Source organism: Methylobacillus sp., assembly GCF_036844465.1.
GTDB lineage: Bacteria > Pseudomonadota > Gammaproteobacteria > Burkholderiales > Methylophilaceae > Methylobacillus.
This window is the reverse complement of record NZ_DAIUFW010000010.1, coordinates 26,033-41,694: the sequence shown is the minus strand read 5'-3', so window position 1 is coordinate 41,694 and position 15,662 is coordinate 26,033. Positions and strand designations below refer to the sequence as shown.

At 59.8% G+C, this 15,662-nt stretch carries 15 protein-coding genes and 1 pseudogene; 6 read left to right on the top strand and 10 right to left on the bottom strand.

Features of this window, described 5'->3' with window-relative positions; genetic code table 11:
- Positions 1-64: 64 nt before the first annotated feature.
- Together V7Z75_RS11990 and V7Z75_RS11985 are read right to left on the bottom strand one after the other, a co-directional pair.
- On the bottom strand, positions 65-910 hold the full coding sequence (locus V7Z75_RS11990) for an SPFH domain-containing protein (protein WP_334108906.1): 846 nt from the start codon (positions 908-910) through the stop codon (positions 65-67).
- Between the two features lie 21 nt (positions 911-931).
- A complete protein-coding gene (locus tag V7Z75_RS11985) occupies positions 932-1,384 on the bottom strand; it encodes an NfeD family protein (protein WP_334108905.1) in 453 nt (150 codons plus the stop codon).
- 140 nt (positions 1,385-1,524) lie between these two features.
- On the opposite strand from V7Z75_RS11985, the gene V7Z75_RS11980 reads away from it, so the two are divergent.
- From V7Z75_RS11980 to V7Z75_RS11955, 6 genes and pseudogenes are all read left to right on the top strand, one after another.
- Complete coding sequence (locus tag V7Z75_RS11980) at positions 1,525-2,157, top strand: FxDxF family PEP-CTERM protein (RefSeq protein WP_334108904.1); 633 nt, start codon at positions 1,525-1,527, stop codon at positions 2,155-2,157.
- Positions 2,158-2,267: 110 nt separating this feature from the next.
- A complete protein-coding gene (locus V7Z75_RS11975; RefSeq protein WP_334108903.1) occupies positions 2,268-2,834 on the top strand; it encodes a LemA family protein in 567 nt (188 codons plus the stop codon).
- A 16-nt stretch (positions 2,835-2,850) separates the two neighbouring features.
- Positions 2,851-3,762, top strand: coding sequence for a hypothetical protein (locus V7Z75_RS11970; RefSeq protein ID WP_334108902.1), 912 nt, complete (start codon positions 2,851-2,853; stop codon positions 3,760-3,762).
- Positions 3,763-3,804: 42 nt separating this feature from the next.
- On the top strand, positions 3,805-6,636 hold the full coding sequence (locus tag V7Z75_RS11965; protein ID WP_334108901.1) for a valine--tRNA ligase: 2,832 nt from the start codon (positions 3,805-3,807) through the stop codon (positions 6,634-6,636).
- A 33-nt stretch (positions 6,637-6,669) separates the two neighbouring features.
- Positions 6,670-6,819 carry a bestrophin family ion channel gene (locus V7Z75_RS11960; protein WP_334108900.1) on the top strand — a complete coding sequence of 50 codons (150 nt, stop codon included), beginning with the start codon at positions 6,670-6,672 and terminating at the stop codon, positions 6,817-6,819.
- Positions 6,820-6,826: 7 nt separating this feature from the next.
- Positions 6,827-7,573 (top strand): annotated as a pseudogene (locus tag V7Z75_RS11955) (bestrophin family protein).
- 61 nt (positions 7,574-7,634) lie between these two features.
- Here the strand turns inward: V7Z75_RS11955 and V7Z75_RS11950 are convergent.
- The 8 genes from V7Z75_RS11950 to V7Z75_RS11915 form a co-directional block, all read right to left on the bottom strand.
- Positions 7,635-8,672: a double zinc ribbon domain-containing protein gene (locus V7Z75_RS11950; protein ID WP_334108899.1), complete on the bottom strand. Its 1,038-nt coding sequence runs from the start codon at positions 8,670-8,672 to the stop codon at positions 7,635-7,637.
- A 24-nt stretch (positions 8,673-8,696) separates the two neighbouring features.
- Positions 8,697-8,942, bottom strand: coding sequence for a sulfurtransferase TusA family protein (locus V7Z75_RS11945; RefSeq protein WP_334108898.1), 246 nt, complete (start codon positions 8,940-8,942; stop codon positions 8,697-8,699).
- Between the two features lie 2 nt (positions 8,943-8,944).
- Complete coding sequence (locus V7Z75_RS11940) at positions 8,945-9,277, bottom strand: rhodanese-like domain-containing protein (protein ID WP_334108897.1); 333 nt, start codon at positions 9,275-9,277, stop codon at positions 8,945-8,947.
- A 60-nt stretch (positions 9,278-9,337) separates the two neighbouring features.
- A complete protein-coding gene (locus V7Z75_RS11935; protein WP_334108896.1) occupies positions 9,338-9,655 on the bottom strand; it encodes a DUF3240 family protein in 318 nt (105 codons plus the stop codon).
- Position 9,656: 1 nt separating this feature from the next.
- Positions 9,657-12,722: an efflux RND transporter permease subunit gene (locus V7Z75_RS11930; RefSeq protein ID WP_334108895.1), complete on the bottom strand. Its 3,066-nt coding sequence runs from the start codon at positions 12,720-12,722 to the stop codon at positions 9,657-9,659.
- Positions 12,723-13,847: an efflux RND transporter periplasmic adaptor subunit gene (locus V7Z75_RS11925; protein WP_334108894.1), complete on the bottom strand. Its 1,125-nt coding sequence runs from the start codon at positions 13,845-13,847 to the stop codon at positions 12,723-12,725. It abuts the gene before it with no gap.
- Positions 13,844-15,127 (bottom strand): TolC family protein, encoded by a 1,284-nt coding sequence (locus V7Z75_RS11920; RefSeq protein WP_334108893.1) that lies wholly within the window; start codon positions 15,125-15,127, stop codon positions 13,844-13,846. Before V7Z75_RS11920 ends, V7Z75_RS11925 begins: the two co-directional genes overlap by 4 nt.
- Positions 15,128-15,220: 93 nt before the next feature.
- Entirely contained in the window at positions 15,221-15,589 is a 369-nt protein-coding gene (locus V7Z75_RS11915; protein WP_334108892.1) for a hypothetical protein, read from the bottom strand.
- Positions 15,590-15,662: the final 73 nt, after the last annotated feature.

The following is a 15,662-nucleotide window of genomic DNA, read 5'->3' as shown; positions in this document are numbered from 1 at the left end:
ACAGGATATAAAAAATACCGGGCATTTGCCCGGTATTTCATTGTTGGGGATACCAGGAATATTCTTATTTTCCGCCGCCGACCAATGCTTTCACCGCACTGACCACATCTCCCGGCATGACGACAATCTTGCTGTTGTTGGCGTTGGACATGCGTTGTAATGCCTGGATGTAGCGGTCACCGAGCAGGAAGGTGGCGGAGGTGTCGTTCTGCTTGACGGCTTCCGCGATTAGGCGGATGGATTCCGCTGAGGCTTCAGCCGCCACCTTTTGCGCTTCCGCATCCTTGCGGGCCGCCTCCAACCTTGCTTCGGCGTTGAGAATAAGCGATTGCTTATCGCCTTCGGCGCGCGTCACCACGGCGACACGTTCGCGTTCCGCCGATGCCTGCTGCTCCATGGCGTTCTGCATGTTCATGGAGGGTTTGATGTCCTGAATTTCAACGGATTTGACGGTGAGGCCCCAATCGGCGGCTTCGTCGGCAATGGCATTTTTCAGTTCGCTCTTGATGCGTTCGCGCGAGGTGAGGGCTTCGTTGAGGTCCATGCCGCCGATGATGGAGCGCAGGTTGGTTTGCACCATGTTGCGCATGGCTTCGCGGAAATCCTCAATGCCGTAGACGGCGCGCTCGATGTTGGTGACCTTGATGAAGGCGACGGCATTCGCGAGGATGACGGCGTTATCCTTGGTGATGACGTCCTGCTCGGGCACGTCGAGAATGATGTCCTTGGTGGTGACCTTGTAGGTGACCTTGCTGAACACCGGGTTGATGACATGCAGGCCGGGCGTGATGACGGCATTGAACTTGCCCAGGCGCTCTACCACCCATTCCTCGCCCTGCGGCACGATGCGGATGCCTTTCCAGGCCAGGATGGCGGCAGCGGCGATCAATACGAATGCAAATTCAAACATGGTTTTTCCTCGTTATATGGTTCAGGTGGTTTTCTTGCTGACGCGTAGGCGGTTGCCTTCCACTGCGACGACAATTGCGTCTACGCCGGCCTCGATTTCCTCATTGGCGATGGCGATCCATTGCCGGCTGCCTAGTACGCCCTGGACAAACTCGATGCGACCGTTATGCCGCGGGCTGACGGATTCGGTGATGATGCCGATGCGCCCGATTTCCTCGCCGCGCGATTGGCCGATGCTGGAATCGTCTTTCTCCCGGCGGTAGAACTGCTTCCAGACGGCGAGAGAGCCGAGGGAAAGCACGGCGAAGAGCAATAACTGCCAGGCGGTGCCCAATGCCGGCAACAGGTAAGTGAGCAAAGCAAGGCACAAGGCTGCAATGCCGAACCAGAGTATATACAGCGTTCCTGTGAGCATTTCCAGCGCGATCAGGGCTAATCCGAGTATGCCCCATATCCAGAGCGGTTCCAGCATCATGCACTGCTTCCTGTCGAGTGTTTAGTCCGCCATCGTACCAGAACTTTAAAATGAGGTTGCTGTCTCGCAGGCGGGGGGAATTTTCAGTCACGGGCTTTATAGCCGGGACTTCCAAATATCTATTATTACAAGGAGATCTTATGAAAATTCCAGCATTGGGGTTTGTTTTATCTTTGGCATACGCATCAGCAGCCAGCGCCAATACCATCAGCACAATGGATTACTGGGACAGCACTGTCTCGCCCTTCGGTACGCCGGATACGGCTACTTATGGCCAGACCATTACCATCGGCGATACGGCACAGGTGCTGGAGTCGTTTTCCTTTATTCTCAGCGATCTACGCGTGGCCTTCACCGTTGAAGTCGGTAGCTGGACCGGGAGCAGGGTGGACGAGGTCATTTATCGCTCTGACCCTTTCAAGTTTGCTGCTACCAGTGACTACATGGAGATCATGGCGTTCCCTGATGTAACACTGAATGCTGATAGCCAGTACGTGCTGTATTTCACGACATCTGGTATCCAGAGTGATGTGGAAAGCATGAACGAATGGGGGTTCACGCCAGATGAGGCTTATGCGGGCGGCACTTTTGTCTACCTCAACAATGGCAATGACCGCAGCCAGTTGACCAGCGTGGACTGGAATACCGACCTTGGCGGCGACCTGGCGTTCACGGCCACGCTTGCGCCGGTGCCGGAGCCAAGCATGTATGGCTTGTTGCTGGCAGGACTGGGATTGCTGGGGTTCGCTGCCCGGCGCAAAATGCTTGGCTGAGTTCATATAAGCAGGAAAATCCAAAAAGCCAGCAATGCTGGCTTTTTGTTTGACGGCGTTGCCTGAGTGTGAAGATGCGGATTACACTGCCTGCAAAAAGGGGAGGGAGTATGCAGATTTTCTTGCTGGCATTGCTGGTGGTTGCAGTCGTGTATTTCATCATGGTCTATAACGGGCTGGTGAACCTCAAGAATAATGTCGAGAAAGCCTGGGCCAATATTGATGTATTGCTCAAGCAGCGGCATGATGAGTTGCCCAAGCTGGTCGATACCTGTAAGCAGTACATGCAGCATGAGCAGGCCACCTTGCAGCAGGTGATCCAAGCGCGTTCCCGTGTACAGGAGGCGAGCAAGCATCATGACGTCGCGGCTTTGGGCGCGGCGGAAAGCGCATTGCGTGCCGGGCTGGGGACGTTGTTTGCCGTGGCGGAGTCCTATCCCGAACTCAAGGCCAACGAGCAGTTCCTGCATCTGCAGGCGCGCATCAGCAGCCTGGAAAACGCCATTGCCGACCGGCGCGAGTTCTATAACGAGAGCGTCAACCTGCACAATGTGCGCATCGCGCAATTTCCCGACCTGCTGGTGGCACGCACATTGGGCTTCAATCGCGAGACCATGCTGCGTTTCGCCCGCAGCGAGCTCAAGGATGTCGATATCGCGGCGCGTTTCAAGCAATAGTTGCTGAATCAACCCGATGCGGTTCCTGTGGCGCGGCTGGCGTAGCTATTACCTGGATTGCCTGAGCGGTGCTGCCTACCTATTGTTGCTTGCGGTGGCCGCCCAGTCGAACAACCTCAAGGCATGGACGATTTGCCTGGTACTCGCCGCGTTGGTTAGCCTGGTGGCCTGGGCCGGCAACTACAGGCGCAACCGCGCGATTGCGGATCTGCCCACCTCACGCATCGGCTCTGCCGCGCAGGGCTATGTCGAGCTGTATGGGCGGGCACTGCCCGATCCCGAGCATTTGATCGTTAGCCCGTTTTCCGCTGTGCGCTGCGTCTGGTACCGCTTCCAGGTGTTCCAGCGCCATGACCGCAGGCATTGGCGCCTGACGCATGAAGGCGCCAGCCATGAAACCTTTGTCATCAGCGACGGCACTGGCCAGTGTTTTGTCGACCCTGATCATGCAGAAGTCGTCGGGCCAGAGCGCCGGGTCAGCTATGCCGGGGACTACAAGCGCGTGGAGGAAATCCTGTTTGCCGGGTCGATTTACGTGCTGGGCGAATTCACCACGGTGGGCGGCTCGAATATGCCGCTTAACCAGAGGGAGGATGTTTCCGAACTGCTCGCGGAATGGAAGCGCGACAAAGCGGGCCTGCTGGAGCGCTTTGACCTCGACGGCAACGGCGAGATCGACCTCAAGGAGTGGGAGCTGGCGCGCCGGGCCGCCGCGCGCGAGGTGGAGAGGCAGCATCGCGAGTTGCGCGCCGCGCCCGGCGTGCATGTGATGCGGGCGCCAGCCGATGGCCGTCTGTTCCTGCTTTCCAGCCTCTCGCCGCAGCGCCTCAAGCGGCGTTATTTATTGTTATGTTGGCTGCATGGGCTGGTGTTCGTGGCGCTCATGCTGGCGTTGCTGCGTTTGCAGTCGGGCCGGTTTTTAGCGTGACAGCGTTTTCGCATGAATGCGCTATGCTAAAATCCCACCCCTATGACTACCGATACCACTGCAAGCCAAACCCTGGATAAATCCTTTGAACCCAAGAACATAGAAAGCCGCTGGTACCAATTCTGGGAAGAGCGCGGCTACTATGCCGCAGGGCTGGATTCCAGCAAACAAGACAATTTCTGCATCCTGCTGCCGCCGCCCAACGTGACGGGCACGCTGCATATGGGGCACGGTTTCAACCAGACCATCATGGACGCGTTGACGCGCTATCACCGCATGCGCGGCGACAACACCTTGTGGCAGCCAGGTACCGACCATGCCGGCATCGCCACGCAGATCGTCGTCGAGCGCCAGCTTGATGCCCAAGGCGTCAGCCGCCACGACCTCGGCCGCGAAAAATTCCTTGAAAAGGTCTGGGGGTGGAAGGAATATTCCGGCGGCAGCATCACCAAGCAAATGCGCCGCCTGGGCACCTCGCCGGACTGGAGCCGCGAGCGCTTCACCATGGACGAGGGCTTGTCGCATACCGTGACGGAAACCTTCGTGCGTCTGTATAACGAGGGCCTGATCTACCGCGGCAAGCGCCTGGTGAACTGGGACCCCAAGCTGCACACGGCCGTTTCCGACCTCGAAGTGATTTCCGAGGAAGAGGACGGCCATCTCTGGCACATCCGCTATCCATTGGCGGACGGCAATGGCGAGCTGACTGTCGCCACGACGCGGCCTGAAACCATGCTCGGCGACGTTGCCGTGATGGTGCATCCCGAGGACGAGCGCTATGCGCACCTGATCGGCAAGCAGGTCAAGCTGCCATTGTGCGACCGCGAGATTCCGGTGATTGCGGACGATTACGTGGACCGCGAGTTCGGTACCGGCGTGGTCAAGGTCACGCCTGCGCACGATTTCAACGACTATGCCGTGGGCCAGCGCCACAAGCTGCCGATGATCAGCATCCTCACATTGGACGGCCATATCAACGATGCCGCGCCGGCGCAATACCAGGGCCTGGAGCGCTTTGCCGCGCGTAAGCAGGTGGTGGCCGACCTCGAAGCGCAGGGCTTCGTGGTCAAGGTCGATAAACACAAACTCAAGGTGCCGCGCGGCGACCGCACCGGCGTCGTGATCGAACCCATGCTCACCGATCAGTGGTTCGTCGCCATGAGCAAGCCAGGCGCGGACGGCAAGAGCATTACCGAAAAAGCGCTGGAAGTGGTCGCCAACGGCGAAATCCGCTTCGTGCCGGAAAACTGGGTCAACACCTACAACCAGTGGCTCAATAACATCCAGGATTGGTGCATCTCGCGCCAGCTCTGGTGGGGCCATCAGATTCCCGCCTGGTACAGCGACGACGGCAAGGTCTATGTCGCGCATGACGAATCCGAGGCGATCCAGCTCGCCGCCAACGACGGTTACCGCGGCAACCTGAAGCGTGACGAAGACGTGCTGGATACTTGGTATTCTTCCGCCTTGTGGCCGTTCTCCACATTGGATTGGACCGGCAACGAGGAAAAGGACAAAGCCAACCTGGCCTTGCAGCAATACCTGCCGTCCTCGGTGCTGGTGACCGGCTTCGACATCATCTTTTTCTGGGTGGCGCGCATGGTGATGATGACCAAGCACATCACCGGTAAGATTCCGTTCAAGGATGTCTATGTCCACGGCCTGATCCGCGATGCAGAAGGGCAGAAGATGTCCAAGTCCAAGGGCAATGTACTCGACCCAATTGACCTGATCGACGGTATCGGCATCGAAGAGCTGGTGAAGAAGCGTACTACCGGCCTCATGAACCCCAAGCAGGCGGAGCAGATCGAGAAGCGCACGCGCAAGGAGTTCCCGGAAGGCATTCCGGCGTTCGGTACCGACGCCTTGCGTTTCACCTTCGCCTCGCTGGCTTCGCCGGGTCGCGATATCAAGTTCGACCTGCAGCGTTGCGAAGGCTACCGTAACTTCTGCAACAAGCTGTGGAACGCCACGCGCTTCGTGCTCATGAACACCGAGGGCAAGGATTGCGGCCTCGAAGACGCCGAAACCCAGCCCGCAGGCTATTTGGACTTCTCGCAGGCCGACCGCTGGATCGTCAGCCTGTTGCAGCGTACCGAGGCCGACATCGAGCGCGGCTTTGCCGAATACCGTTTTGACAACGTGGCGCAGGCCGTCTACAAGTTCGTCTGGGATGAATATTGCGACTGGTACCTGGAGCTGGCCAAGGTGCAATTGCAGAACGGCAGCGAGGCACAACAACGTGCCACGCGCCGCACGCTGCTACGCGTGCTGGAAACCATCCTGCGTCTCGCGCACCCCTTGATGCCGTTCATTACCGAGGAAATCTGGCAGACTGTAGGCCCGATGTCCGGCCGTACCGGCCCCAGCATCATGCTGGAGCAATATCCGGCCAGCCAGCCGGCCAAGCTGGACGAGCAGGCCGAAGCCTGGGTCGTCTTGCTCAAGGAGGCGGTGGATGCCTGCCGCAGCCTGCGCGGCGAGATGAACGTATCGCCCGCCGCGCGCGTGCCGCTGATCGCTGTCGGTGATAACGACAAACTGGCGGTCTATGCGCCTTACCTCAAGGCGCTGGCCAAGTTGAGCGAAGTCGAAATCATGGCTGATTTGCCCGAGGCGGAAGCGCCGGTGGCATTGGCAGGTGACTTCAAGCTCATGCTCAAGATCGAGATTGACGTCGCTGCCGAGAAGGAGCGCCTGGGCAAGGAAATCAGTCGCCTCGAAGGGGAGATTGCCAAGGCGCAGGCCAAGCTGGGCAATGAAAGCTTCGTGGCGCGCGCGCCAGCTGCCGTGGTCGAGCAGGAAAAAGCCAGGCTGGCGGCATTCAGCGATACATTGGAAAAATTGCAGGCGCAGCTTGCCAAGCTGAAATAAATCTCACCCGGCGCGGGACGAAAGGACCAGTTCATGATTACGCATCCTCAGAATCCCAGCGCGCGAGTGCTGCTGTTTTCGCTCAAGGGCTCCATCATTCCGGTGATCTGGCGCAAGGTGCTGTTCACCACCTTGCTCAGTTCGCTGGTGGTGACGACCCACGGTACGCTCTTACCACTATAAGGTCACATTGACGGCCACACCGTTCACGCTGTGGGGGTTGACGCTGGCGATTTTCCTCGGTTTCCGCAACAGCGCGGCCTACCAGCGGTTCTGGGAGGCGCGTACCTTATGGGGCGATTTGCTTGTCAGCGCCCGCAACCTGACCCGCCAGGTACGGCAATATTTCCCGCAATTAGACCGTGAAGAGCGGTTGTACCTGTTGCAGCCATTGCTGGCCTACCCTTATGCGCTGCGTAATTTTTTACGCAGCGTTGTATATGAGAATGCCAACCGGATCGCAGACGAAGAGGTGCGCCAGCATATGCAGTCTCCCTCCATGATGCTGGGCGTGCTCGGCAAACGGTTGGCTGAATATGCCAGGCTCACCAAGCTGGACCCCATCCTGCTGATGCAGATGGACAGGTAGGTGAATCATATGTCGCGCGTGCTTGGAGGCTGTGAACGCATCAAGAGTACGCCGATTCCCTACCCTTACATCCTCATGCTGCACCGTATTGTGCATGTCTATTGCTTCCTGCTGCCGTTCTGCCTGGTGGATAGTATAGGCTGGCTGACGCCGGTGGCAGTCTGCATCCTGGCTTATACCTTCTTTGGTCTGGATGCCTTGGGAGACCAGATTTCAGATCCGTTCGACGTCCAGCCCAATGACCTGGCGCTAAATGCCATGAGCCGGAATATCGAGGCTGCAGTGCTGGAGATGCTGGGCGAGCCTCTGCCGCCATCGTTACAGCCTGAAGAAGGCATATTGTTATAGCTGATGCGGATGCTCAGGCAGAAAAGTGAGCTTTCCTGCCTGAATAAATAGAGAAGATTGGTTAGTGTGACGCGGAGGCGCCACATTGGTGGCAGAAGCGGGAGAATGCGCTTTTACGGGCCTGGCAGTTGTGGCAATAGTTGTGCAAGCCAATGCCGCAATGTGGGCAAAAGTCGTTTCGCGCATCTTTTAAATCTACATTACGCTCGCAGCCGGGACAGACATTCTTCGACAACCTGGTCAATGCGGTGTCATAGCTTAATTCCTCCCGGCGTTTGAGTTCAGGTTGTTGCTCCGCGAGTTTTTGCTTTTCCAGGTATTTGTTCAGCGAGATGATTGCCTGACGTCCAATCAGGCCAGTGAGCAGCAGCCCAACACCGTACCGTACATAGCCGCCATAGCTAGGCAGGTAGGGCACCAATTCCACAAAGAAGGCAAATGCCGCAAAGATAATAAAGCCCCAGACAAACGGCCAGTAAGTGTTTTTTCTGTGCTTGAGAAACAGCCAGGATGCGATCAGTAGCAAGGGCAGGGTAAGCGCCAGGCGATAGAGGAAAACACGAACTTCCTGTTTGCGCAGCGCGTCGGAATATTGCTCGTAAGCACTGTTTTCCAGTTGTCGCAGTTGGTTTTGCAGCCCCGAGGCTTGTTGGCGGATATCCAGCGATTGCTGTGCCAATTGCTCGGATTCGGTTTGTACCTGACGCTCGATTTTCTTGAGCGTTTCCAGTTCTTCCGTGCGTTTGATGAGCTCGCTGTCCTGCGATGCCAGCTGGGTGGCATGGCGGGTGGAGAGCCAGTTGTTGAAGGTCGCGCGAGCGGTGCTGTAATTGGTGCTGGCGCTGTTGAGCTTCAGCTGCACCTGTTGCAGGTACTCATCAATATCCTGTTGTTGCTGGCGGATGAATTTCAGTTGCTCACGTAATGGCGTCGCCTGCGCCTTGTCCATGAAATCCTCATGGGAGAACTGGTGTTCTACCTGTGGCAAGTCGTGGATGATGCTGTTGCCAAGCGATGTCAGCAGATAGGCGAAAATAATGGCGACCAGCCATAAGCCGCGCCTGAACCATTTTTCTGATAACCGCAGACCCTTGCTCATGCCGATCTATTCTTTCAATGGACGTTACGCTGTACGTTTCCTGATATGAAAGATGAATTCTTTCTGCGGCATCTCTGCATTTTCCACCATGGACAGCATTTCATGTCCGGTTTGTTTGCAGAATGCCTGAAAATCCTTGACTGAGCCCGGGTCGGTCGCCGTGACCTTCAATATCTCGCCGGCGGCAACGCCTGCCAGCGCTTTTTTGCAGCGCAGGATGGGAAGCGGGCATTTGAGCCCGCGCGCGTCGAGTTCCTGATGAAATTCCATGATCAATCCATCTTTGCTACAAAGGTATAACCGGCGTCAGCCCACGCCAGAATACCACCGCGCAGGTTGTAGACGTTGTCGCGATCCATGCCTGCGATGAAGGCGGCAGCCTGTGCCGAACGTATGCCGCTGTGACAGTAGAAAATCAGCGCGGTATCGCCGTGCTCGCACAGCAGGTTGCCCATGCCGGGGATCACGGTTATAGGCAGGTGCATGGCGCCGTCGATGATGCCGCGCGCGACTTCGTCGTCGTTGCGCACGTCGACGAGAATGGCTTTCTGCGAGGCAAGCAAGGCGTACAGCTCGCGGGCGTCAATATCGGTATGGCTGGCCATGGTATTCGGTCGCTGATGGTTGAGCGCGCCATCATACCATAGCCAGCCGGGCGCCCCGACTCAACCCGGCTGCCAGGCTGCTTCGCTGGCAGAAAGGGACAGGGCGCGGTAGCTCACGATGCCGGTGCCGAGATGCGCGCCGAAGCTTTGCTTGAATGCATGCAGGAAACCGTCCAGCGACGCTGCCGGGATGGGCAGCATGAACAGCACCTGCTGGCGGAAGCCGGTTACCCGCTCGGCCAGGCTATCCAGCGCTCGGCCATATTGCTGCACCCGGCTGGTTTCGAATACCAGGGGCTGCGGCTGGGCCAGCAGCCAGTCGATCATGGCGTCCTCCAGCCTGGGAGGGATGAGGATGTGCACCAGGGTTTGCGTCATGTCAGTTCCTTGCCTGAATGCCGAAGCGGCGATAGAGGATGGGCAGCAGCACCAGCGTGAGCAGGGTGGAAGTCACCAGCCCGCCGATCACGACGATGGCCAGCGGGCGCTGGATTTCGGAGCCTGGGCCGGTTGCGAACAGCAACGGCACGAGGCCAAAAGCGGCAATGCTTGCCGTCATCAGCACCGGGCGCAGGCGGCGCTTGGCGCCTTCGACGACAACCTGCGCAATGGGCAGTCCTTGCTCCACCAGTTGGTTGAAATAGCTCACCATGACCACGCCGTTGAGCACGGCAATGCCGAGCAGGGCAATGAAGCCTACCGAGGCTGGCACCGAAAGGTATTCGCCTGAAGCCCACAAGGCGAATACCCCGCCTATCATCGCGAACGGGATATTGCAGAGGATGAGGCCTGCCTGTCTTGCGGAACGGAAAGTGGTGAACAGCAGCAGGAAAATCAACCCGACCGCCAATGGCACCACGATGGCCAGGCGTGCGGCGGCGCGCTGCTGGTTTTCGAACTGGCCGCCCCATTTCATGAGGTAGCCTTGCGGTAGTTTCACCGATGCCTGCACCTTGCCGCGCGCTTCGTCGACGAACCCCACCAGGTCGCGGTCGCGCACGTTGGCGATCACCACCGCCATGCGGTTGCCGCGTTCGCGCTCTATCTTCACCGGGCCGTCGACGCGCTCCAGCTTAGCAACGGTAGTCACCGGCACGTTGCTGCCGTCGGGCAGGGTGATGCGCAGGTTGCCGAACTCTGCTGCGGAGCGTTGGATGTCCCGGCTGCCGCGCAGCAATACCGGCGTGCGCCGCTGGCCTTCCTGCACGATGCCGAGCTGTCTGCCTTCAAGCTGGGTGCGCAGGGTGTCTTCGAGCCGGGCGATGTCTAGGCCCAGGCGGCCTGCCGCCAAGCGGTCGATATTGATGCGCAGGTATTGCACGCCGCTGTTGATTGGGGTGTAGACGTCCTCGGCGCCGCGGATGGTTTGTAGCACCTCCACGGTTTGCAGCGCCAGCCGGTTCAATTCGTCGATATCGTTGCCGAAAATCTTGATGGCGAGGTCGCCGCGCACGCCCAGAATCATCTCGTTGACACGCATCTCGATCGGCTGGGTAAAGGCATAGTGCATGCCGGGAATGTCGTGCATTACTCCGCGCAGCGCGTCCAGCAATGCATCCTTGTCCGGCGAGCGCCATTCCGCACGCGGCTTCAGCACCAGGAAACTGTCGGTCTGGTTGAGGCCCATGGGGTCCAGGCCGATCTCGTCGGTGCCGGTGCGCGCCACGACCTGCGTGACTTCCGGCACCCGGGCCAGGATCTGCTGCTGCACCGCCTGGTCGATGGTCAGTGCCGATTCGAGATTGATGGAAGGCAGCTTCTCGGTCTGCATCACCACGTCGCCTTCATCCATCTGTGGCATGAAGGTCTTGCCGATCAAGGGATAGACGAGGGCGGTGGCGGCCAGCAGCGCCAGCGCAATGCCGAATACCGCCCGGCCGTGATCCAGCGCCCAGTGCAGGACAGGCTGGTACAGCCGCAAGGCCTGGCGCACCAGCCAGGGCTCTTGGTGGCTGACCTTGCCGAGCAGGAAGGAGGCCAATACGGGAATGACGGTAAACGACAGCAGCAGCGAGCCGGTGAGCGCGAACACGATGGTGAGCGCGACCGGCGAGAACAGCTTGCCTTCCAGGCCTTGCAGGGTGAGTAGCGGCAGAAACACCGTGACGATGATGATCATGCCGGAAGCGACGGGCACGCTGACTTCCTTCACGGCGCGGAAGACCAGGTGCAGGTGGGGCAGGCGTGATTGCCCACCGTGTGCAAGGTGGGACACCACGTTCTCGACCACCACTACGGCGGCGTCGACCAGCATGCCGATGGCGATGGACAGCCCACCCAGGCTCATGAGGTTGGCGGAAATGCCGAACTGGTGCATGAGAATGAAGGTGATGAGCACCGCCAGCGGCAGGGAAAGCGCCACGGTCAGGGCGGCGCGCAGATTGCCCAGGAACAGGATCAGCAGCAGCACGACCAGCACGATGGCCTCCATGAGCGCCTTGCTGACGGTGCCGATCGCGCGGTCCACCAGAGAACTGCGGTCGTAGAACACATTAAGCATTACCCCTGGAGGCAATTGCGGTTCAAGCTCTGCCAGCCGGTTTTTCAGACCTTGCACCACTTCCTTGGCATTGGCGCCGCGCAGGCTGAGCACCAGTCCTTGCACGGTTTCCCCCTTGCCGTTGGCGGTGACAGCGCCATAGCGCGTCAAGGCGCCTATTCTTACTTCAGCGATATCGGCGATACGCACTGGATGTCCGTGGGTGCTGCGTACCACGGTGGCTTCCACGTCCTGCAGGGACTGGAAACGGCCCTCGGCGCGCACCAGAAGGGATTCCTCGCCGTCGTCCAGGCGGCCTGCGCCGTCGTTGCGGTTATTGAGTTCCAGCGCCTGTTGCAGTTGCTCCATACCGATGCCGCGCGCGTACATGCGCGCGCGGTCAGGCACGACCTCGAAGCTGCGCACCGTGCCGCCCAGCACGTTCACATCCGCAACGCCTGGCACGGTGCGCAGGTGGGGGCGTATCACCCAGTCAAGCAGGCTGCGCTTCTCCTGCAGGGAAATGTTCCCTTCGACGGTGAACATGAACATCTCGCCCAGCGGGGTGGTGAGCGGAGCCACGCCACCCGTGACGTCGGGCGGCAGCTTGTCCCAGACGCCGTTGAGCCGTTCGGTAACCTGTTGCCGGGCCCAGTAGATATCCGTGCCGTCGGCAAAGTCTATGGTAATGTCAGTCAGCGCATACTTTGCCATCGAGCGTAGCATGGTCTGGTGCGGAAGCCCCAGCATCTCCACTTCGATCGGGGCGGTGATGCGCGCTTCCACATCTTCGGGCGGCATGCCTGGCGCCTTGATGATAATCTTGACCTGGGTGGACGACACGTCGGGAAAGGCGTCGATGGGTAGTTGCCGGAAGGCCTGCGTGCCAGCGCCGATGAGGATGAGCGTCAAGACCAGCGTGAGCAGCCGTTGCGTCAATGCCAGCCGGATCAGGGAAGCGAGCATTTATTCCTCCTCCCCGGAATGGCCCAACCATGCCGCCTTGAGGGTGGCGATGCCGCTCACGGCTACGGGCCGGTCCAGCGGGACGGCGGATTTGATGGTAGCCTGGCTACCGGTTTCGGCGACGACTTCTACCTGCTGCAACTCGAAATTCTGCTGACCGGCCTTAACGAAGACATAGGCCTTGCCCGCATGCCGGGTGACTGCATTGCGCGGCAGGCGGTAAGTCCGGATCTTGCCGCCGGTGTCGGCGCTAGCCTCATCCAGGGACAGCCGCGCTTCCACAAACTGTCCGGGCACCAGCCGCTGTGCCGGGTCGCGGAATTTGGCACGCACCTGGACCGTCTGCTCGCTGCGGTTGGCGTTGCGCACGATCGCGGTCACCTTGCCCTCAATGCCGGTATCGCCGATGCTGACGCTGGAACCCTGGCGCACGGCATGCAATGCATCCACCGGCACATGCACCAGCAGCCACAATGTGGACAGGTCGGCAATCTTGAACAGCGGCGTGGCAGGATCCACGCGCTGCCCCGCGTTGACATTCTGCTCGATCACCTGCCCGCTGATCGGCGCAGTCAAGGTAGTGCCGCTGCCCAGGTGGCGCGCGCTTTTGATCTGGTTGATGGCGTGTTCTCCCAACCCAGCGATAAGCAGGCTTTGGCGGCCCTGCTGCAAAGCGGCATCGGCTTCCTCGAACTCGGCCTGCGTTGCCAGGAAGCGGCGCTCGGCGATGATGCCGTCCTTGAACAGCTCCGCATCGCGGTCGAGGTTTTTCCTGGCGAGGCGCTGCCGGGTTTGCGATTGCAGGTAGTCGCGCTGCAGCAGGGCCAGCTCCTGGCTGCTCAGGTGCGCCATGGGCTGTCCGCGCCGCACCTGCTGGCCGGCGGCCGCATACATCCGGTCGATAAGCCCTGCCTGCGGCGCGCTGACGATATATTCCTTGCCGACGGGCAGGATGACCTCGCCGGGGAGCTTGAGGCTGCTGAACGACGCCACTGGTTCGGCCTGCCCCAGGCGGATGCCGAGCGCAGCCTGTTGTTGCGGCGTAATGGCAATGATTTCCGTGGCAGTGGCCTGCAGGACCCAGCCCAGGCATAGCGTCATGAGAAAAGGTCGGATGTGGTTCATGGCAAGACTCCTACTGCCTGGTTGAATTTGGCGATATCCCATTTCATCTGGGTCTGGCGGTTGAGATAGGCGCGCTCGGCTTCCGTGGCGAGCGCCTGGATGCGCATCAGGCCGACCAGGTCGTTTTCGCCGAGCTTGAACGCCTTGTGCGCCAGGTGCAGGTTTTCCTGGGCCAGCGCACGCTGGTGAGTGGCGATCTCTAGCTCCGCATGGGTGACGGCAAGGTTGTGCATGGCTTCGTGCAGCATGGTTTGCATGGCGAGGGTCAGGCGATCCAGCGCCGCGGAGGTTCTGGCGAGATTGCTGTTGGCTGCAGCCAGCATGGGGGCGGAGCGGACCTCAGCATCCAATGGAATGCGCACGCTCAGGGTCAGGGCGCTGTTGAATTGCGTATCGAAGCCGCCGCGCGAGGTGCGGGCGCCGATGTTTACCTGGGGGTTCTCGCGCTTTTCGATACTGGCTAGGCGTAGCTCGTCTGCCGCCAATGCCAGCCTGGCCTGGGCCTCTTTCAACAGGGGGTGCGTATCCTGCAGGCTGCGGATGGGGGAAAGGTCCTCGGTAGGACGCGCAGGCAGGATATCTAGCCCGGTGAGCTGGGTGTAGCGATGGCGCGCATGCTTGACTTCAGCTTCCGCGCGCATCAGGGCCGCCTGTGCCTTCAGGGTTTCGTCCTCCGCCAGCATGGTGTCGGTGCGCGGTAGCTCTCCGGCCTGATAGCGCGCCATGACGTCCTTCTGGATGGCCTGCGCGGTGTCGAGACGGTATTGCGCCAGCTTGAAGCTGTTTTCCCGCATGGCGATATCCCAGACCGTGTCGCGCACCAGCCCGGCAAGCTGCATCATGAAGCCCTCACGGCTGGCGGCAACGCCCTGACGCGCATGCGCGGCGATGGACTGCCTGGCGGCGCGCTGGCCGGGCAGCCACACCGGCAGGTCGATCCCCGCTTCCCACTCGCGCTCGCCGCGCCCGCTGGCCAGGCTGTCGTTGATATGGCGCAGCCCGGCGGCCGGAGCCATGGGCAGCGCGCTTGCCGCCCTCGCGTAGCTTGCCTGCGCCTCGCTGTCCAGCGCTTGCAGCAGCTTCTGTTCCGGGTTGCGCGCATAGGCGGCTTCCAGCACGTTACGCATGGAAAGCGACGCGCTGCCTTCCAGCACATCGTCGTGGTCGATGTGGATGGCTGGTAATGCTTTGTCGTGGTCTATTTCAAAAGGCGTTGCCTGTGCCTGGGCAAGCAGGCAGTTCATGGCCAATGCAAGCCATGCCAGTCGATAGGGCTTCAAGATCCTTACCTCAAATGAATTGATTCCGCGTGCTGCGAGAGCACGGTTTATCCGGCAGCCTGTGAAAGTAATCAGGCGCTGGTCAGGGTGAGGTCAGGACTGAGGCGGGGCGCGGAGAGGGGAAATGAAAAAATCGGCAGCCGGGACTAGCTGGAAGTCATGCTCGCGCCAGGTAATGGGATGGGCGGAGCGGCCAAAGAACAGGGCAACCAGCAGGAAAGTGGCGAAGCCCACTAAGACGGGCAGGTGGATGGACTCTGGCTCGTGGGCGATGCCGACGCTGATCACCTGCACATGGTCGTGCTCCGTTTCCAGCGACGGGGTTGTCCAAGGATGGGACAGGTGGTCGGTCATGAGCTCATGCATATGGATGCCGCTGCCGGTGTCCGACGACGGCGCGCTGGCCGGGTGGGCGTGCAGCAGCGGCAATAGTGCCTGCAACAGCGCAAGCACCATGACCATATACAGCGAGAACCTTTTTAACCGCCTGAGCAACATGATAAAGTGATCTTGTCCGGGAAGGGCACGATAAAGG